16 protein-coding genes are annotated in these 15,936 nt (G+C 63.9%); 8 read left to right on the top strand and 8 right to left on the bottom strand.

Annotated features, from left to right (window positions below; genetic code table 11):
- Window positions 1-3: 3 nt before the first annotated feature.
- The 3 genes from AC0L3U_RS11130 (at window position 4) to AC0L3U_RS11140 (ending at window position 3,332) form a co-directional block, all read left to right on the top strand.
- Window positions 4-1,347: an ABC transporter substrate-binding protein gene (locus tag AC0L3U_RS11130; protein ID WP_247358299.1), complete on the top strand. Its 1,344-nt coding sequence runs from the start codon at window positions 4-6 to the stop codon at window positions 1,345-1,347.
- Between the two features lie 139 nt (window positions 1,348-1,486).
- A complete protein-coding gene (locus AC0L3U_RS11135; RefSeq protein ID WP_027519956.1) occupies window positions 1,487-2,443 on the top strand; it encodes a carbohydrate ABC transporter permease in 957 nt (318 codons plus the stop codon).
- Window positions 2,436-3,332, top strand: a complete 897-nt coding sequence (locus tag AC0L3U_RS11140; RefSeq protein WP_456768077.1) for a carbohydrate ABC transporter permease — start codon at window positions 2,436-2,438, stop codon at window positions 3,330-3,332. Before AC0L3U_RS11135 ends, AC0L3U_RS11140 begins: the two co-directional genes overlap by 8 nt.
- Before the next feature lie 256 nt (window positions 3,333-3,588).
- Here the strand turns inward: AC0L3U_RS11140 and AC0L3U_RS11145 are convergent, their stop codons facing one another.
- The 3 genes from AC0L3U_RS11145 to AC0L3U_RS11155 form a co-directional block, all read right to left on the bottom strand.
- Window positions 3,589-3,975, bottom strand: coding sequence for a hypothetical protein (locus AC0L3U_RS11145; RefSeq protein ID WP_473361773.1), 387 nt, complete (start codon window positions 3,973-3,975; stop codon window positions 3,589-3,591).
- A gap of 253 nt (window positions 3,976-4,228) precedes the next feature.
- The gene (locus AC0L3U_RS11150; protein ID WP_473361774.1) at window positions 4,229-5,908 is read right to left on the bottom strand and encodes a mucoidy inhibitor MuiA family protein; all 1,680 of its coding nucleotides are present in this window, start codon (window positions 5,906-5,908) and stop codon (window positions 4,229-4,231) included.
- Window positions 5,909-6,077: 169 nt separating this feature from the next.
- Window positions 6,078-6,698 (bottom strand): response regulator transcription factor, encoded by a 621-nt coding sequence (locus AC0L3U_RS11155; RefSeq protein ID WP_473361775.1) that lies wholly within the window; start codon window positions 6,696-6,698, stop codon window positions 6,078-6,080.
- Between the two features lie 202 nt (window positions 6,699-6,900).
- Here AC0L3U_RS11155 and AC0L3U_RS11160 point away from each other — a divergent pair, with 202 nt between their 5' ends.
- A complete protein-coding gene (locus AC0L3U_RS11160) occupies window positions 6,901-7,929 on the top strand; it encodes an AraC family transcriptional regulator (protein WP_473361776.1) in 1,029 nt (342 codons plus the stop codon).
- 2 nt (window positions 7,930-7,931) lie between these two features.
- Here the strand turns inward: AC0L3U_RS11160 and AC0L3U_RS11165 are convergent, their stop codons facing one another.
- Entirely contained in the window at window positions 7,932-9,143 is a 1,212-nt protein-coding gene (locus AC0L3U_RS11165) for an NnrS family protein (RefSeq protein WP_473361777.1), read from the bottom strand.
- Between the two features lie 128 nt (window positions 9,144-9,271).
- Between AC0L3U_RS11165 and AC0L3U_RS11170 the strand changes: the two genes are divergently transcribed.
- Window positions 9,272-9,982, top strand: a complete 711-nt coding sequence (locus tag AC0L3U_RS11170) for a Crp/Fnr family transcriptional regulator (RefSeq protein WP_473361778.1) — start codon at window positions 9,272-9,274, stop codon at window positions 9,980-9,982.
- A gap of 237 nt (window positions 9,983-10,219) precedes the next feature.
- Here the strand turns inward: AC0L3U_RS11170 and AC0L3U_RS11175 are convergent, their stop codons facing one another.
- Together AC0L3U_RS11175 and hemN are read right to left on the bottom strand one after the other, a co-directional pair.
- Window positions 10,220-10,417: a DUF1858 domain-containing protein gene (locus tag AC0L3U_RS11175; RefSeq protein ID WP_007596228.1), complete on the bottom strand. Its 198-nt coding sequence runs from the start codon at window positions 10,415-10,417 to the stop codon at window positions 10,220-10,222.
- Between the two features lie 101 nt (window positions 10,418-10,518).
- Window positions 10,519-11,871: an oxygen-independent coproporphyrinogen III oxidase gene (gene hemN, locus AC0L3U_RS11180; RefSeq protein WP_473361779.1), complete on the bottom strand. Its 1,353-nt coding sequence runs from the start codon at window positions 11,869-11,871 to the stop codon at window positions 10,519-10,521.
- Between the two features lie 159 nt (window positions 11,872-12,030).
- On the opposite strand from hemN, the gene AC0L3U_RS11185 reads away from it, so the two are divergent.
- The 3 genes from AC0L3U_RS11185 to AC0L3U_RS11195 all read left to right on the top strand — a co-directional run bounded on the left by AC0L3U_RS11185 (window position 12,031) and on the right by AC0L3U_RS11195 (window position 14,500).
- Window positions 12,031-12,237: a hypothetical protein gene (locus AC0L3U_RS11185; RefSeq protein ID WP_473361780.1), complete on the top strand. Its 207-nt coding sequence runs from the start codon at window positions 12,031-12,033 to the stop codon at window positions 12,235-12,237.
- A 235-nt stretch (window positions 12,238-12,472) separates the two neighbouring features.
- A complete protein-coding gene (gene nirK / locus AC0L3U_RS11190) occupies window positions 12,473-13,570 on the top strand; it encodes a copper-containing nitrite reductase (RefSeq protein ID WP_473361781.1) in 1,098 nt (365 codons plus the stop codon).
- Between the two features lie 51 nt (window positions 13,571-13,621).
- On the top strand, window positions 13,622-14,500 hold the full coding sequence (locus AC0L3U_RS11195) for an SUMF1/EgtB/PvdO family nonheme iron enzyme (protein ID WP_473361782.1): 879 nt from the start codon (window positions 13,622-13,624) through the stop codon (window positions 14,498-14,500).
- A 181-nt stretch (window positions 14,501-14,681) separates the two neighbouring features.
- Here AC0L3U_RS11195 and AC0L3U_RS11200 read toward each other — a convergent pair whose 3' ends face one another.
- The gene (locus AC0L3U_RS11200; protein WP_473361783.1) at window positions 14,682-15,317 is read right to left on the bottom strand and encodes a GNAT family N-acetyltransferase; all 636 of its coding nucleotides are present in this window, start codon (window positions 15,315-15,317) and stop codon (window positions 14,682-14,684) included.
- A 22-nt stretch (window positions 15,318-15,339) separates the two neighbouring features.
- On the bottom strand, window positions 15,340-15,936 hold a 597-nt coding region (locus tag AC0L3U_RS11205; RefSeq protein ID WP_473361784.1), incomplete at its 5' end, for a 3-oxoacid CoA-transferase subunit B.

Raw genomic sequence — 15,936 nt, forward strand, 5'->3', positions numbered from 1 at the left:
CCGATGAGGAACGACATCACACGTCGTGATGCCTTGGCGCTGGGCCTGTCCGCTGCGGCAATCGCGGCAACCGGTGCTCCGGCAAATGCGCAATCCGCGATCAAGGCCGCGGACGTCCCCACACCGAAACTGCCGATCGAGAAAGGCGCATCCCTGCGCATGCTGCGACCGGTCCGTTTCGTCCAGGCCGACGAGGACGTGTTCCGCGCCAATGCGGCAAAATTCACCAAGGAGACCGGCGTCGAGGTCAAGGTCGATTTCGTCGGCTGGGAGGACATCAACCAGCAGACCGCGGTGACCTCGAATTCCGGCGCCGGTCCCGACATCATCATCGGCTTTTCCGACGCACCGCACATCTATGTCGACAAGCTGGTCGAACTGACCGACGTCGCCGATTATCTCGGCAAACGCTACGGCGGCTGGCTGCCGCTGGCGCAGCGCTACGGCAAGAAGAACAAGAGCCCCATTTGGATCGGGCTGCCGTTCGGAGCCACCGCGGGTCCCGTGATCTATCGCAAGTCGATCCTGCAATCGGTCGGTTTCGACAAGGTGCCGGAAGACCATGCCGGAATCCTCGACCTGTGCCAGAAGCTCCAGAAGGCCGGCAAGCCGGCGGGCTTCGCCCTCGGCAATGCCAAGGGAGACGGCAACGGGTTCGCAAGCTGGGCGCTATGGTCGCACAACGCGGCCCTGCTGGACGAAGAGGGCAACGTCATCATCAACAGCAAGGAGACGATCGCCGCGCTGAACTGGGTCAAGCAGCTCTACCCGACTTTCATCGCCGGCACGACGTCCTGGAATGACGTCAGCAACAACCGCGCCTACGCGGCGCAGGAGATCGCGCTGACCGCCAACGGCGTCTCGCTGTATTTTTCGCTGAAGAACGATCCGGCGACCAAGGCGATCGCCGACGACAGCGAGCATCAGTTGCTGCCGAAGGGCTTGGCCAAGGTGTCGCCGATGGCGGGCCTGACGCTGAACGCCATGGTGTTCAAGCACAGCCAGTACCCCAACGCCGCAAAGGCCTTCCTGCAATACATGCTGGAAAAGGACCAGTACGAACCTTGGCTCAACGCCAATTCCGGCTACTGGTCCCAGCCGCTGGCCGCCTATGCCGAGGCCGCCGTGTGGTCGCAGGACCCCAAGGTGAAGCTGTTCAAGGACACCATGAACAGCACCTATTACGACGGCTATGCGGGCCCGATCTCGACCGCGACCGGTGCCGTGAGCGCCGACTACGTGCTGATTCAGATGTTCGCATCCGTCGCGACCGGCGCTGCCACACCGGAAGCCGCGGCCGCGGAAGCCGAGCAGCGCTGCAAGCGGTACTTCCGGCGGCAGAAGTAAGGCCAGAGCACAAGACGGCCGTCATTGCGAGGAGCGTAGCGACGAAGCAATCCAGACTGCAGCCGCGGAAACAGACTGGATTGCTTCGCTTCGCTCGCAATGACGGTGTGGCGACATTCAACGACAGGACAACGACCCGATGTCCGTGACCACACTTCCCACTCTCGCCCTCGCACGACGGCAGCCCTCCTGGCTGGTGCGCCTGTTCGACTACAAGCCGTTCCTGATCGTAATGTGCCTCGCACCCGCGATCGGGCTGCTCACGGTGTTCCTGACCTATCCGCTCGGCCTCGGCATCTGGCTCGCCTTCACCGACACCACGATCGGCAGAAAAGGCGTCTTCGTCGGTCTGGAGAACTTCCAGTATCTGCTCACCGATTCCCTGTGGTGGAACGCGGTGTTCTACAGCGTGGTCTACACGGGGATCGCGACCTTCGGGAAGTTCGCGCTGGGCTTCTGGCTCGCACTGCTGCTCAACAACCATTTCCCGTTCAAGAGCCTGTTGCGTGCGATCATCCTGATGCCCTGGATCGTGCCGACGGTGCTCTCGGCGCTGGCGTTCTGGTGGATCTACGATCCGCAATTCTCGATCATCTCCTACCTGCTGGTCGACGTGCTGCACTGGCGCACGACCAATATCGACTTTCTCGGCTCGCCCTGGCCGGCGCGCTTCTCGCTGATCGCCGCCAACATCTGGCGCGGCATTCCCTTCGTCGCGATCTCGCTGCTGGCCGGTCTGCAGACCATTTCGCCCTCGCTCTACGAGGCCGCAATGCTCGACGGCGCCAGCGCCTGGCAGCGGTTCCGCTACATCACCTTCCCGATGATGATGCCGATCCTCGCCATCGTCATGACCTTCTCGATCATCTTCACTTTCACCGACTTCCAGCTGGTCTACGCCATCACCCGTGGCGGCCCGGGCAACTCGACCCATTTGCTGGCAACGCTGGCCTTCCAGCGCGGCATTGCCGGTGGCGAGCTCGGCGAGGGCGCGGCGATTGCGGTGTCGATGATCCCGTTCCTCGTGTTCGCGACGCTGTTCTCTTATTTCGGCCTGGCGCGCCGCAAATGGCAGCAGGGAGAGAGCAATGACTGATACCGCCGCCCAACCGGCCGCCGTCGCCACCACACCGCCGGACACCATGGCCTGGGATTCCGGGCTGCGGCGGCTGATGATGATCTATCTGCCGCTCGGGTGCTTCGTGCTGATCCTGCTGTTTCCGTTCTACTGGATGGCGATCACGTCGTTCAAGCCGAACGCGGAGCTGATGAACTACAAGGAGCACAACCCATTCTGGATCTCCTCGCCGACGCTGGCGCACATCAAGCACCTCTTGTTCAATACCGCCTATCCGCGCTGGCTATGGACGACGATGCTGGTTGCGGTCGGCGCGACCACGCTGTCGCTGATCGCGAGCACGCTGGCCGCCTATGCGATCGAACGCCTGCGCTTCCGCGGCAGTCCCTATGTCGGCCTCGGCATCTATCTCGCGTATCTCGTGCCGCCGTCGATCCTGTTCATTCCGCTCGCAACCGTGGTCGTGCAGTTCGGTCTATTCGATTCACCGCTGGCGCTGATCCTGGTCTACCCGACCTTCCTGGTGCCGTTCTGCACCTGGCTCCTGATCGGTTATTTCAAGTCGATCCCCTACGAGCTCGAGGAATGCGCGCTGGTGGACGGCGCCACGCGGCTCCAGATCCTGCGCCGGATCACACTGCCACTGGCGGTGCCCGGCCTGATCTCGGCCGGCATCTTCTCCTTCACGCTGTCCTGGAACGAGTTCATCTACGCGCTGGCCTTCATCCAGAGCGGCGCCAACAAGACGGTGCCGGTCGCGATCCTGACCGAGCTCGTCACCGGCGACGTCTACCAGTGGGGCGCGCTGATGGCGGGATCGCTGCTCGGCTCGCTGCCGGTTGCGATCTTCTACTCGCTGTTCGTCGATTACTACGTGTCGTCGCTGACGGGCGCGGTAAAGGAGTAACTCCACTCTCTCGTTCCCTCTCCCCGGTTCGCCTGTAGTACTATGGCGCGCGATTGCACTAGCTGAGCATAATATCGCTCACGTGAGCGCCAATGTTCTCACACGTACTGGTCACGTATCCTTTCAGCGCCGAGCTTGAACCTGCAATGAGCTGGCTCCAATTCATCGACAGCATGGCTGGGACCTCGCCTGGCCCTTATCGTACTGATCGTCATTTTTATGCTTCGCCAACATATCGGTCCGCCGGCCGATCGGATTAGCGAGCCGAGGGCGGCCGCGAAGTAGCTCGTAGTCGTTTCCGAATGAGATTGTACCAACGCGCATGCTTCGGCTCATCCCAATTGTGGGGCGGCTGCATGGGTAAATGACCGAACTCAGCTAGCAGCGACAAAATCGAGTAGATGTTGTTGACGACAGACTTATTAATCTCCCTCATTTCGTCGTCGCTGATCCGCGAACATTCAGTCCACGATATCTTGTCTCCACCGTCGATGGTTGTCACGATGACTTCGGAAGGATCGGCATACTCGCCTTTGGTGTTCTTTGGCCAACGGCCTGCGTGTATGTCCTCGATGGGTGTATTGTTCCTATAGCCGTGAGCAGCGAGCAGTTTTGCAACAAGCTTCAGTTCAACTGTTTCCATCAGCTAGCTCCGCTATTGTCTAGTCCCCTTCTGCTTATCAAGTTGTGCGTCGGGTCTGACAATATACATTGTGCGACGTTAGGCTTCCCCCAAAACTAATCGAACGCCTGCGGTGATTTATGAGCCGTCATCACCATTATCCCCCAAAGGGAGAAGTCGTTCGGGCAGTAAGCACCTGACAGGCCTGTGAGTCCCCCTCACCCGGCGCTTCGCGCCGACCTCTCCCCGCGAGCGAGGAGAGGTGAATAACTCTCTAACCCGCCGGCACGATCACCATGCTCTTGTCCTTCGGCCAGCGAACGCGCCAGGCGAAATTGATGTCCTTGACCTCGCCGGGCTTGGCGTCGAACGACCATTCCAGCACACCGCGCCGGTCCCGAATGTTGCTTGCGGTCGGCGGCGTGGTCGCAGGCAACATCTCGACGAGGATGTCCTCGTTCTCGCTGACCGGCAACTGATCCTCGATCGCGACCTTGATCGGGAAGTCGTGACCGTTGCGGATCGTCGTCTTGAACGATCGCTCGTCGGTCTTCGACGTCGTGACCAGGAGGCCTGCCGACCCTTCGTTGCGCTTGAGCACCGCGCGCTCGATCCGGACCTTGTCGTCGGCGCCGAAGCCGAGCCGCACGATATCGTCCTTGGCCGAAGCCGAGAGCTTGCCGCGACCGACGAAAGTCCCATCGCGATAGATTGCGACTTTGCCCGGCAACAGACTCGTGTCGTCGGTCTGCTTGAAGCTGGCTTCGAGGAAGGCGGTGGGGTCCATCACCGGTGCCGCGCGCACCATGAGATCGGCGGGCACGGTCATCGAGGCGATGCGCAGGCTCTTGGCGCCCTCGGCGGCGCCGAGGCTGATGCGGCCGGGAATTTTGTAGGTGGCCTGGAAGTCGCCGATTTCGGCAACGGCCTGCTGTTCTTCGGCGCGTTCGGCAAGATCTTCCCTGGATCGGCTGGCATAGGCCGGAGCTTCCATCTTACGCTGCATCGGCGCCGCCGCAGGCATTGCCGAATCGGAAAGCGAACCCAGCGCCCGCGGCCTCGGCACTTGCGGATACTGCGCGACCAGCGAATTCAGCTCCGGCGCGCTGCCGCCGCGGCCGATGCGGACCGTGGAGACACCGAGCGCGACGTTCGACCAGTCCTCGCCGGTCGATTGCGTGACCTCGGCGCGGCGAACAAGCTCGATCTGCGGTTTGCGATCCTTCGCGCCGGTGTCGAGGCGGGCGTCGTAGAGAGGCAGCCAGCGCGCATTGCGCACATTGTAGGTGACCCTCAACGTCGCCTTGGTTGCTGCCGGCGCGGCGATGTCCATGCGGACTTCGAGCTTGCTCGGCGGCTTGGCCTTGCGCTCGACTTCGAGCTGGCCGATCTGCCGATCGATCTCGCGCATCTTGCGCGTGGCGTCGCGAACGGCGGTGTCGGCGCTCGCAATTTCCTCGCCGACGGTGGCAAAGGCCGTGCGCCATTCGGCAATCGGCCGCGCTTCGCCCTTGTCGCCGATGGCGGCGGGCGAGGCTTCCGCAAAATGCTCCGCGAATTTGCGCCGCGCGTTGGCCGAGTCGATCGCGCCTTGCAGGTCGGCGCGCTGGTCGTTCAGCGCCTCGATGCGCTTGTCCAGCTCCGGCAGATTGACCGGCGCCGCACGCGGCGTTCGCGCATCGATCGTGCCGATGGTGAGCTTCGCTCCCCCCTCACCCTCCACGCGGATCGAGGAGGTGTCGAGACCAAGCGGGAAGTCCTTGGCAATGAGCGTCGAATCACCAGACGGCAGGTCCACCGCGATGATTCGGGTTACGGTCGCGCCATCGGGGTAAACGGTGACGGTATCGATGGCCGATGTGGCGTCCAATTCGGCGGCCCATGACGACGACGCGAATGCCGTGGTCACCAGAACCAGGCTCGTCGTCGTCAAACATCTTGCGGTGATGCGCATCAAGTCCCTCCTCCAAGTCATCGCCGCCGCCAGCCGGGCGTACGATCCAATGCCTCGCCAACATGTTTGGACGCGGCAGGGAAGGAACTGGTTCGATTGGGGTTTCCGTGGGGCGCCGCCGCGGCGGCACCATGGCCGCGGAACGTGTCGTCAGGCCGCGACGGAGCCGTTAATCCTGCGCGAGCGAGCCCTGCCCGAAGATGCGGCGGAGCAGATCGGTGACGTTCTTGGCGCCCGCCTTCCTCAGAATGCCGGCGCGATAGCCTTCGACCGTCCGTGCGCTCAGATGCATGCGCCGGGCGATCTCCTTGTTGGTCAGGCCGGCGGCGAGATGCTCGAGCACGTCGCCTTCGCGCGCGGTCAGGGGTTCGCAGCCGGGCAGCCAGCGCTGCCGGCTGGAGCCGGGCTGTGCGAACTCGTCGATGGCGGCATCGATCCGATCGACGATGTCGCGGGTGCGGAACGGCTTCTCGATGAAGTCGGCCGCGCCGCTCCTGATGGCATCGACCGCCATGGCGATGCTGCCGTTTGTCGCGGTCACCAGCACCGGCGCCATGCAGTTTTCCTCGCGCAGGCGCTTGAGCACGTCGAGACCGGAGCGATAGGGCGGCATCTCCAGCAGCACGCAGGCCGGCATCCGCGCCTTGGCCTCCGAGAGCAGAGACGCGCCGTCGGCGAAGCAGATCACGTGGTATGCGCTCTGTTGGAGCGCGGTGGACAATTGTTCGCGGGAGGCGGCATCGGTGTCGATGACGAATACCTCACCCTTGGAAAGCATGTTCCCCGGCATAATTCCGATCCAGCAATGTCTTTGGTCAAATGGTCCGAGACGGCAGCGGGGCCTCGTCGCGCCGCGCCGTCATATGCACGGCATTCACGCCCGTGCTTCGGTTTCACTTATGTATGTTCCACCCGGTTCCCGGATTTGACGGATCGGGACATAAACTTTACATTTCGGGACATCTGCGGGATGGCTGGCAGGAACGGGTCGCATGACCGACCTCATTCGTAGCGCAGGCTTGAGCTATTACCCGGAGGTCGCCCGGTCGGTCGGGCTCGACCCCAAACAAATGATGCGCAAGGTCAGGCTGCCTCTGGCCTGCCTCGACAAGCCCGACACGCCCATTGCCGTCACCGGTCTGCGGCGTCTGCTCGAATTGTCGGCAGAGGCGTCCGGAGCCGAAGATTTCGGCTTGCGGCTTGCTGAGCGCGGCGGGCTGACCAATTTCGGCGCGGTCGGCTTGATCGTGCGCGAACAGGCGACCGTTGGTGAAGCCATCGAAGCCTTCTCGCGCTTCATCCCGATCCATCACGACGGCATGAAGCTGGACGTCACCCGCGACAAGCAGACCGTCACCGTCACGCTGCACCTGCGCGGCCGACAGCCGACCGCGCCGCGCCAGTCGATCGACATGGCGCTCGGCAGCGTCCATCGCATCATCCAGTCGCTGTTCGGCAGCGATTGGCGGCCGCAGGAAGTGCACCTGCATTACCCACCGCCGCTCGACCGCAAGCGCTACCGCGAGTTCTACGGCTGCCGTGTGACCTTCAATGCGGAGGACGATTCGATCCTGTTGTCGGCACACGACATGGAGCGCCGGATCCCGAGCGCGCATCCGCTGATTGCGAGCTATCTGCGCAAGCGGATCGAGGCGATCGAGACGCGGCCGGCAAGCTGGGAGGAGAAGGTCGACGAGGTCGTGCGTCTCCTGCTCGCCGGCGGCGACTGCACGGTCGAGCGCGTCGCCGAGCACCTCGCCTGCACCCGCCGCACCATCCACCGCCACCTCGCCGAAGCCGGCACCAGCTTCTCGGCCATTCACGACGCGCAGCGCGCCGATCTCGTGGTCGAGCTGATCGACGACCCCGGCCGGCCGCTGGCGGAGATCGCCCAGCAGCTCGGCTTCTCCGCACAGAGCGCCATGGCCCGCTGGTTTCGCGGCCGCTTCGGCTGCACCATCACCGCGTGGCGCAAAGGCGTCCGGCCATTGGAATCACCGACCGCGGCGACCGCGGCTTGAATTCAGCGTGCCGGGACGGGCACGCCCATGATGGCGAGGGCACGGCGACGGCTGCCGGCAAGCAGCGGACCGAACGCGATGGCAAAGCCGAGGAACGCAACGATCCAGCCGCAGGCGGCAAGGTGCAGCAACGCATCGCCGTACGCAGGCCAAACCACCGCCGCGACCCGCGCCAGCGCCGCGACGATGATCGCGGCATAGATGGCTTGTGTCGCCGGCGAAGCCGTCAGCGCCTGTCCGGTATGGCCGAGACTCGCACGGGTCATCACCGCGAGCGTCATGGTTCCGGCCGCACCCGCCGTCCAGGCGTGGATGCCCGCGCTCGGCGGCAACGTGCCGAAGACGGCAAAAGCATGCAGGAGGAAGCCGAGCGGCACGAAGACATAGCCGACATGGAGAAGCAGGAGCAGCCGCTCGCGGAAGGTCCGGTCACCGGCCCAGCGCGCAAGCCGCACCAAATGGAGCCCGCCGACGAGCGCCATGGCCGCCCCGGTGACCGTACTCAACGGCGCGACGATCCATGAGACAAGCGCCAGCGCGCTGCAGCCGATCACCAGACCGTCGAAGCGACCGAATGGCACCGGGAGACGGCCAGGGTTGAACTTGACCAACCAGTTGCGGGTGAAGCTTGGGATGATGCGGCCGCCGATCAGCGAGATCATCACAACGACCACGCCGATGCCGAGGCGGATGCCGACATCGGCCCCACCCGCATAATGCGCTTCGAGGTGGAAGGCGACATTGCCGGCGAGCAGCACGAGCACCAGCACCACCACAGGAAGGTTGCGCCAGTTGCCGCCGGCGATGACCTCGCGCGTTGCAGCGGCGACGACCAATGTCAGGAAGGCGGCATCGACGGCAAGTGCAAACAGCCAGCCGATATCGGCAGACAGCGTCACCGCGACCCGGCCAGCGATCCAGACCGCCAGCAGCGCGCCCTGAGACGTCCCCTGGATCGGCAGCCGCCCGGTCCAGTTCGGGATCGCCGTGAACAGGAATCCCGTGATCACCGCCGGCAAGAAGCCGTAGAGCATCTCATGGACGTGCCAGTCGCGCGGCGCAAAAGCCGACGTCACCGACAATTCGCCGTAGAACATCGGCAGCCAAGCCAGGATCGAAAGCCCTGCCTGGATGGCGGCAAGCAGGAAAAAGGGCCGAAAGCTGTTCGCAAACAGCGGCCAGCCCTCAAAGTTGCGGGATCGGACGCCAGCCATGGGTCAACTCCAGTCGATTCAAATCGTCGCCTGGAAAAATACTGCCGTCCGGCCGGCTCGTTTTTGAGCTATCGCAAACACCCTGACGATTGCAGGTGTCATCACACTTCCAGCGCCAAGGAGGCAGAATGGCCAAAGTCGACACATCGCTGGTTGCGCATTTGCCGCTGTTTGGGGGTGTCAAACCGGAGGACCTCGAGGAGATCCTGCGCGAGGCCCGCTCAGTGCGTTACCCCAAGAACAGCGCCATTTTCGAGCAAGGCACGGACGCGCAATCGTTCTTCCTGCTGCTGCACGGCCATGTTCGCGCGGCCAAGACCACACGGACCGGCGAGCAGATCGTGGTGCGCTATGTCGCGCCGGGCGAAACGTTCGGTCTCGCGATGGCGATCGGAGCCGCGCGCTATCCGGCCACGGCGATCGCGGTCGACGACAGCGTCGCACTGATCTGGCCGACTTCCGCATGGCCGCGACTGGTCGAGCGATTTCCCTCGCTTGCCGCCAACACGCTCCAGACCGTCGGCACGCGGCTCCAGGAGAGCCACACCCGGATCCTGGAAATGTCGACCCAGCAGGTCGAGCAGCGCGTCGCGCATGCGCTGCTGCGCCTCGCCAAACAATCCGGCAAGAAGCTCGACCACGGCATCGAGATCGATTTCCCGATCAGCCGCCAGGACATCGCGCAGATGACCGGCACCACGCTGCACACCGTGAGCCGCATCCTGAGCGGCTGGGAACAGCAGGGGCTGGTCGAGAGCGGCCGTCAGCGCATCATCCTGCGCGATCCGCATGGGATCGTCGTGCTGGCGGAGCGGAGCCCCGACAGCGGCGCGGCTTAGCTCTTCTCCCTCGCCCCGTTCTTACGGGGAGAGGGTCGGGGTGAGGGGCCCTCTCTCCGCGTATGAGATCGTCGAGAGACCTGTACCCCCTCACCCGGATCGCAAGGGCGATCCGACCTCTCCCCGCAAGCGGGGAGAGGTGAAAAAGGAAAATAGGGGCGAAGGGTGCTTCCGCTTACGGCGAAAGCGCCCCTCAACCGGGAATCCGCGCGCGGCCCGCGCGAATTCCTGACCGGTTCACGCCGGCACGCGGTCGCACAGCGCGGCGAGGAATTTGTCGCGATCGATGCCATGCTCGCGGCAGGCGTCATCGACCGTGTGGAAGGTTGCGATCGGACAGCCCACGCAAGCCATCCTGAAGGCGAGAAACACCCGGATCGTGTGCGGCGCCGTGCGCATGATGTCATCGACCAGATCGTCGGATCCAAAAGGCATGGACAACAACTCCGTTCCGAAACCACGATAGCGGAGCGGGCGAGAGTCTCTTTGCCGAAGCGCAAGCTGGCCCGTCATTCCGGCATGATGGTAAGGTGATCTCACACCGCCCGGCTGTGCAACTGCTTCGCCGGATCCAGATGCGCGTCGAATGCGGCTGCGACGCTGCGCACGAGAAAGCGCGAGTCCTTTGCGACTGCGATGCGGTCGCCGTCCAGTCTCACGACGCCGTCGGAAATCAGCGGCTTCAGACGCGATGCCGATTTCAGCATTGCCCCGGCCTCCGCGCCATGACGCGCGCAGATGTCGCCGAGATCGGCGCTGAACTCGCACATGATGCGTTCGATGATGTCGGCGCGGAGCCGGTCGTCGTCGGTGAGCCCATAGCCTTTCGCGGTGGCCAAATGGCCCGCGGCGATGCTCTGCGCATAGGCGCCGATCTGCACCTCGTTCTGGACATAGCCCTGCGGCAAATGTCCGATCGCGCTCGCGCCGAAGCCGAGCAGGACTTCGCCCTTGTCGGTGGTGTAGCCCTGAAAATTGCGCCGCAGCGTGCGTTGCTCGAAGGCCACAGCCATGGAATCGTCCGGCCGCGCGAAATGATCGAGCCCGATCTGCATATAACCGGCCTCTTTCAGCGCATTGGCGATCGCGCAGGCCTGGTCGTGGCGCGCCAGGCCGTCGGGCAGCACGGCCTCGTTGATCATGCGCTGGTGCTTCTTGAAAGCAGGCACATGCGCGTAGCCGAACACCGAGAAGCGGTCGGGCCCAAGCTCGAGCGAACGTCGCACCGTATCCAGGCACGAAGCAACGGTCTGGTGCGGCAGTCCGTAGATCAGATCGAAATTGATCCCGTTGATGCCGGCGCGCTGGAGCATGTCGACGACGGAAGCCGTCTGCTCAAAACTCTGCACACGGTTGATCGCGCGCTGCACGACGGGGTCGAAGCTCTGCACGCCCAGGCTCGCGCGATTGACCCCGGAGAGCCGCATGGCCTCGACCATGTCGGCCGTCAGCGTGCGAGGATCGATCTCGACCGCAATCTCGGCCGACGGCAGCACGAAAAACGATTGGCGCATCGCCGCCATCAACTCGGCAAAAGCCTCCGGCGCCATGATCGTCGGGGTGCCGCCACCGAAATGGATGTGCTCGACCTTGATGCGCCGGCCGATCGTCTCGGACACCTGCGCGATCTCGCTCCGCAGCGTACGCAGATAGGCCGTGATGAGACCGTCTCGACGAACGATCTGGGTATGGCAGCCGCAATACCAGCACATCTCGCGGCAGAACGGCACGTGCAGATAAAGCGACGCGCTGGCCGCCGCCGGGAGCTCCGCCAGCCACTGGGCGTAGGCGCCCTCGCCGATCGCCGGCGAGAAATGCGGTGCGGTCGGGTAGCTCGTGTAGCGCGGCAGTCGTTCCTCGCCGTAGCTCGCCGCAAGATCGGCCCTCATATCTTACCCATTCGTCAATCAATGCTGCGCAGCGGGGCGGCGCATCCCGGATGGCACGAAATTACCCGTTTTCGGGTGCGCTACCTTGCGCTCGCTCAAAGTCCGAGCACGGGATCGGCGCCATGGTGACATTTGATTATTGCCCTCTGGAGACAGGTTATGGCGTTGTTCGCGCTCGATCTCGTTTTGTGGCTCACCGGCGTTCGCGGCCATATCCCGCGCTTCGACGATTTTCGTCCCGTTCCCTCCACGCCCACCGTTGGCGCCAGCCACCTGGTACGCGTAATGGTCATCACGGCCGCGGTTCTCGCCGCGCTGTCGCTCGCGGTCTGGGGCACGGTCTGGATTGCGATCCAGTTGCTCTAGTCGACAACAATCCATTCGCAACAAACACAGTTGAACATGCGAACGATTTGCGGCCGAGGCGGCTGACGTCGGGCGCCAACGCGTCTTTGGTATCGCGATGCGATCTTCGACAAACTCCTAAGGATTTTACCGGAGGCGAATACGGCAAAAGCTTGTCGCAGCGCAAACACGCTTGCTGCGATCGGCGCACACTGCATTCCGTCATCAAGACCATTTCAGATGAAGGATGCTTCCGATGTTCACCCGCCGAGCCGCATTGATCAGCGCCGCCGTCACCGCCTTGATGCTGGCGACACCCGCCTTGGCTGCCGACGATCTCAAACTGCCGCGCCAGAAGGTCGAGCTGGTCGCTCCTCCCTTCGTGCACGCGCACGAGCAAGCGACGAAGCAGGGCCCCAAGATCGTGGAGTTCACGCTCACGATCGAGGAGAAGAAGGTCGTCATCGACGAGAAGGGCACCACTTTCCAGGCGATGACCTTCAACGGCTCGATGCCAGGTCCGATGATGGTCGTGCACGAGGGCGATTACGTCGAAACGACGCTGGTCAATCCCGCAACCAACTCCATGCCGCACAACATCGACTTCCATTCCGCGACCGGTGCGCTCGGCGGCGGTGCGCTCACGCTGGTCAATCCCGGCGAGCAGGTCGTCTTGCGCTGGAAGGCGACCAAGACCGGCGTGTTCGTCTACCATTGCGCACCGGGCGGCCCGATGATCCCCTGGCATGTCGTCTCCGGCATGAACGGCGCCGTGATGGTGCTGCCGCGCGACGGCCTCAACGATGGCAAGGGCCACGCACTGAAATACGACAAGGTCTATTATGTCGGCGAGCAGGACATGTACGTGCCGCGCGACGACAAGGGCAATTTCAAATCCTATGAATCGCCGGGCGAAGCCTTCACCGACACCGAAGAGGTGATGAAGAAGCTGATCCCCTCCCATGTCGTGTTCAACGGCAAGGTCGGCGCGCTCACCGGCAAGAATGCGCTCACCGCCAATGTCGGCGAGAACGTGCTGATCGTGCATTCGCAGGCCAATCGCGACAGCCGTCCGCATCTGATCGGCGGCCATGGCGACTATGTCTGGGAGACCGGCAAGTTCTCCAACGCGCCGGAGACCGGGCTCGAGACCTGGTTCATCCGCGGCGGCTCGGCGGGCGCTGCGCTGTACAAGTTCATGCAGCCCGGCATCTACGCCTATGTCACGCACAATCTGATCGAGGCCGCCGACCTCGGCGCCACCGCGCACTTCAAGGTCGAAGGCAAGTGGAACGACGATCTGATGACGCAGGTGAAGGCCCCTGCCGATATCCCGGCCCCCAACACCAACTAGACGCGACGAGGGGCCGGTGATGACCGGCCCCTTCTTCCTTGGGGGATGACCATGCTGATCGCATTCAAGCTGAAGCTGCTGCTCGCCTGCGCCGCCGGGCTTGCGGGGCCGATCGCAGTGGCGCCGCTGGTATCGGACATCCGGACCCACGGCACCGCGACGGAGCCCGCCATCGTCAGGGTCGCGCCAGGCAGCCTGTCCTATCGCGAGGCCGGCGATTTCACCCGCGCCGGGCAGCAGGCGGAAGCGCCGCTGCGCGCGATGCGCTTCGAGAAGCCGCTGCACATCATGCGGCATCAGGTCTCGTCATCCGACTATCAGATCTGCGTGCAGGAGGGAGCTTGCCGCGCGCTTGATCGCGGCGTGGCCGTCGCCTCCGATCGACCCGCGGTGCAGGTGAGCTGGCACGACGCCGAAGCCTATGCGGGTTGGCTCTCGCGCAAGACCGGTCACAGCTACCGCCTGCCGAGCGACGCGGAATGGGCTTTTGCGGCCGGCTCAAGATTCAGGGATGACGGCCTTCCGGTGGACGCAGCCGATCCATCGAAGCGCTGGATCGGCCGCTACGAGCGTGAATCCGAACGCGACCTCTTCGACACGACCGCCTATCCGTTCGGCAAGTTCGGTTCGAACGAGCACGGCATCGAAGATCTCGCCGGCAATGTCTGGGAGTGGACGTCGACCTGCTTCGTGCGCTCGCGCACCGACGTTTCAGGCAATACCGGCAAACCGACCGTGAACTGCGGCGTGCGCGTCGCCGAAGGTGCCCACCGCGCCTATGTCACCGATTTCATCCGCGACGCCCGCGCCGGCGGCTGCGCGCAAGGCGTGCCGCCCGCCAATCTCGGCTTCCGCCTGGTGCGAGAGGAAACGTCCTGGGTCGCCAGCGTATCGGCGCGGTGGAGCAAGACGTGGGCGGCGAGGTCGTAGCGGATCTGGACGCGACGGAAGATCGACGCCGGCGCCTCATATTCCGTCATTGCGAGCGCAGCGAAGCAATCCAGAATCTTTCTGCGGAGACAGTCTGGATTGCTTCGTCGCAAGAGCTCCTCGCAATGACGAGATTGCGGCGCGCGCCCGGCGCTCAATCGTCACCGCTCGCGCGGCGTGCTCAGATCGCCCGCGCAAACATGCGAAAGCCGGGCGCACCGATGATCGCCTCGAAGGCAGGATCGCGCTTCTCCTCGGCAAAGACGAAGCCGGCCTTGGCATAAGCGCGCTCGGCGGGCTCGTTGCCGATCAGGAACGATATTGTCGCCCGGGCAAATCCAGCCGCCCGCCCCTTGTCCAGTGCGTGGGTGATCAGCGACTGCACGAGACCGCGACCACGATATGCGGGATCGGTCGCGACATGCTCGATCATCCAGTCGCCCTCGCCGCCCTGAACCCAGCAGGCGCGCGTGTAGCCGCCACGTTGACGAATGGCCTCCAGCTCTGCCGCGGCGAGCCCGGACGCGGCTGCGACTTCCTCGATCGCACGCCAGGCCGCTGGTCCCGTGCCGGCCGCCGGTAGCGCACACAAGGCGGCAGCAGGCTTGCCATCGATCTCCGCGACCAGAAATTGCGAGACGTGCCACATCGACACCGCACGGGCGGCTGCGACGCGCGCGATGAAATCGCGGCACTGTGTTTCAGGCCAACCGAGCGCAACGTCGAACCAGCCGCGCGGCCGGTAGCCGCGCTGCGATGACAGGATGGTTTGTGCGATGAAATCAGCGTCTTCGGGACGCGCAGACCGTATCGTCATGCGCGCCCCCTTTGCGAAAACCTTACGTGTTCTTCAGCGCGACGCGGAATTCGGCGTCGGTCTTGGCCTTGACCTCGTCGAGCGAGACGCCGTCGGCGAGCTCGATCAGCGCCATGCCGCCATTGCCGTGCTTGTCGATGGTGAAGACGGCCAGGTCGGTCACGACCATGTCGACCACGCGCTCGCCGGTCAGCGGCAGATTGCACTGCTTCAGGAGCTTTGGACCGTCCTTGGCCGAATGCTCCATCACCACGACCACGCGCTTGACGCCGGCGACGAGATCCATCGCGCCGCCCATGCCCTTGACCATCTTGCCCGGGATCATCCAGTTGGCGAGATCGCCGTTCTGGGCCACCTGCATGGCACCGAGGATCGACAGATCCATGTGGCCGCCACGGATCATGCCGAAGGAATCCGCGCTCGAGAAATACGAGGTCGACGGCAGCTCGCTGACGGTCTGCTTGCCGGCGTTGATGAGATCGGCGTCCTCTTCACCCTCATAGGGGAACGGGCCCATGCCGAGCATGCCGTTCTCGCTCTGGAGGCTGACGTCCATGCCGTCCGGGATGTAGTTCGAGACCAGCGTCGGGATGCCGATGCCGAGATTGACGTAATAGCC

The sequence above is a fragment of the Bradyrhizobium sp. Kon69 genome, from assembly GCF_055807515.1.